We start from the raw sequence: 3462 nt of genomic DNA, 5'->3' as shown, positions 1-3462 counted from the left end.
GCGCAATCCGGGCATGGCGCTTGATCTTGGTTTTCTGGAATCGATGCGTTGCGTCAATCGTTCGGCACTTGAGCGTCGGGTCGGCACGCTGACCAGGCGGCGCTCGATCAAGGCGGACAACCAGGCGGCGTGGCTGCTGCGGTCGATCTCCTTGATGGACCTGACGACGCTGAACTCCAACGACACCGACGAGCGCGTGCGCAGGTTGTGCGCCAAGGCGCTGAACCCGCTGCGGCGCGACCTTGTCGAGGCGCTGGGGCTGGGCGAGACGATCATCCGGCCGGCAGCGGTCTGCGTCTACCACCCGTTCGTCGCCACTGCCGTGGAAGTGGTGAAGGGCTCGGGCGTCCATGTCGCTGCGGTGTCGACGGCCTTTCCGCATGGCCTGGCGCCGCTATCGACGCGCCTGGCCGAGATCGAGGCGTCGGTTGCCGACGGTGCCGACGAGATCGACGTCGTCATTCCGCGCGGGCTGGTGTTCGGCGCCAGGTGGCAGGAGCTCCATGACGAGATCAGGCAGATGCGCGCTGCCTGCGGCGAGGCCCATCTCAAGGTCATCCTCGGCACCGGCGATCTGGCGACGCTGCGCAACGTCACGCTGGCCTCGATGGTGGCGATGATGGCGGGGGCGGACTTCATCAAGACCTCGACCGGCAAGGAAAGCGTCAACGCGACGCTGCCGGTGGGTCTGGCGATGGTCCGCGCCATCCGCGCCTATCACGAGCAGACCGGTTATCTCATCGGCTTCAAGCCGGCCGGCGGCATCTCGACCGCAAAAGTCTCGCTCGACTGGCTGGTGCTGATGAAGGAGGAACTCGGCCGGCCCTGGCTCGAACCCGAGCTGTTCCGCTTCGGTGCGTCCAGCCTGCTGACCGACATCGAACGCCAGCTTGAGCACCACGTCAGCGGCCGCTACTCGGCCAACCACCGCCACGCCATGGCGTGAGGTCTTTTCCCCTTACCCTCCTCCTTGTGGGGAGGGTCGCGCCGCAGGCGCGGGGTGGGGGTACAGCGCGACAGTGGACCAGTAACGAGACGTAACCGATCAACGACCCCACCCGGCCCTTCGGGCCACCCTCCCCACAAGGGGGAGGGTAAGGGAGAGCCTCTCATGAACATTCTCGAACGATACCACGCCATGGATTATGCCCCAGCCCCCGAGGCCCGCAGCGAAGCCGATGCCTGGCTTGCGGCCCGCGACTTCTCGAAGGCGCTGTTCATCGCCGGCGACTGGCGCGCCGCCACCGATAGCAGGACCTTCGACACCGAAGACCCCTCCAGCGGCAAGCTTCTGGCAAAAGTCTCCGACACCAATGCCGTCGACATCGAGGCGGCCGTTGCCGCCGCGCGCAAGGCGCTGCCCAAGTGGAGCGCTGCCTCGGGCTATGAGCGCGCCAAGGTGCTTTATGCCATCGGCCGCGCCATGCAGCGCCACCAGCGCCTGTTTGCGGTGCTGGAAAGCCTCGACAACGGCAAGCCGATCCGCGAGAGCCGCGACATCGACGTGCCCCTGGCGATCCGCCACTTCATCCACCATGCCGGCTGGGCCCAGTCGCTGGCGAGCGAGTTCCCTGGCCGCAAGGCGGCAGGTGTCGTCGGCCAGATCATCCCGTGGAACTTTCCGCTGCTGATGCTCGCCTGGAAGATCGCGCCCGCACTCGCCACCGGCTGCACGGTGGTGCTGAAGCCGGCCGAGTTCACGCCGCTGACGGCCATTCTGTTCGCCGAGATCTGCGAACGCGCCGGCGTGCCCAGGGGCGTGGTCAACATCGTCCAGGGCGGACCGGAGGCAGGCGCTGCCATCGTCAACCATCCCGGCATCGACAAGATCGCCTTCACCGGCTCGTCGGAGGTCGGCAAGATCATCCGCAAGGCGACCGCCGGCTCGGGCAAGAAGCTGTCCTTGGAACTCGGCGGCAAGTCGGCCTTCATCGTCTTCGAGGACGCCGACCTCGACAGCGCCGTCGAGGGGCTTGTCGACGGCATCTGGTTCAACCAGGGCCAGGTCTGCTGCGCCGGCTCGCGGCTTCTGGTGCAGGAGAGCGTCGCAGACGCCTTCATCGCCAAGGTCAAGACCCGCATGGGCCGGCTGCGCGTCGGCGCACCGCTGGACAAGAATACCGACATCGGCCCGCTGGTCGACAGGACGCAGCTCGACCGCGTCAGGCGCCTGGTCGAGGAAGGCGCCAGGCAAGGTGCGGTCTGCTGGCAGCCCGACCAGGAGGTGCCCCAGAGCGGCTATTACCATCTGCCGACGCTGGCGACGGGTGTCGCGCCCGCCAACATCCTCGCCCAGGAAGAGGTGTTCGGCCCGGTGCTCGCCACCATGAGCTTCCGCAACACCGAGGAGGCGGTCGAACTCGCCAACAACACGCGCTACGGCCTTGCCGCTTCGGTGTGGAGCGAAAACGTCAACCTGGCGCTGCATGTCGCCCCGCAGCTCAAGGCCGGCGTGGTCTGGGTCAACGGCACCAACATGTTCGACGCCGCCTGCGGCTTCGGCGGCTATCGCGAGAGCGGTTTTGGCCGCGAGGGAGGACGCGAGGGGCTGGAGGAATATCTGGCGCCCGGCGAGCCGCATGGCCCGGTCATCAAGCCATCTTCCACCCCCAAGCAGGCTGCGCGCGACACCGAAAGCCACGCCATCGACCGCACCGCAAAGCTGTTCATCGGCGGCAAGCAGGTGCGCCCCGACGGCAACTACTCGCTGCCGGTTCTGACGCCCAAGGGCAGGCTCGTTGGCGAGGTCGGGCTCGGCAGCCGCAAGGACATCCGCGACGCGGTCTCGGCCGCACGTGCCTGCAAGGCCTGGCCGGAAGCGACCGCCTACAACCGGTCCCAGGTGCTGTATTACCTCGCCGAAAACCTCTCCGGCCGCGCCGAAGAGTTTGCGGCCCGTATCGTCGAACTGACCGGTGCCAGCCACAAGGCCGCGAAGTCGGAAGTGGAAACCTCCATCGAACGCCTGTTCTGGTATGCCGGCATGGCCGACAAGTTCGAGGGCAGGGTGCACCAGCCCCCAGTGCGCACCGTGACCTTGGCCCTGCACGAGCCCGTCGGCGTCATCGGCATCGTCGCCCCCGACGAGGCCCCGCTGCTCGGGCTGGTCTCGCTGCTGGCCCCGGCACTCGCCATGGGCAACACCACCGTTGTCATCCCCTCGACAACGGCACCGCTGGTCGCCACCGACCTCTACCAGGTGCTCGAATATTCCGACATCCCGGCCGGCGCGATCAACATCGTCACCGGCCACACCGCCGAACTGACCGCCGTGCTCGCCAGGCACGACGACGTCGACGGCCTCTGGGTCGTCGCCGAAGCCGACATCTGCGCCAGGGCGGAGGCGGAATCCACCGGCAATCTCAAGCGCGTCTGGACCGGCCACGGCCGCAGCCTCGACTGGCCAACCGCACAAGGCGAAGCCTTCCTCCGCCGTGCCGTCGAAGTGAAGAACGTCTGGGT

General features: G+C 67.4%; 2 protein-coding genes. Both read left to right on the top strand.

The window, feature by feature from the left end:
* Positions 1-946, top strand: a 946-nt coding sequence (gene deoC / locus GGR00_RS28085; RefSeq protein ID WP_184702841.1) for a deoxyribose-phosphate aldolase, incomplete at its 5' end; no start/stop codon positions are given.
* A 165-nt stretch (positions 947-1111) separates the two neighbouring features.
* Positions 1112-3462: aldehyde dehydrogenase family protein (locus tag GGR00_RS28080; RefSeq protein WP_184702840.1), on the top strand; the 2351-nt coding region annotated here is incomplete at its 3' end.

The organism is Aminobacter aganoensis (assembly GCF_014206975.1).
Classification (GTDB): domain Bacteria; phylum Pseudomonadota; class Alphaproteobacteria; order Rhizobiales; family Rhizobiaceae; genus Aminobacter; species Aminobacter aganoensis.
This window is presented reverse-complemented; position numbering and strand designations above follow the sequence as displayed.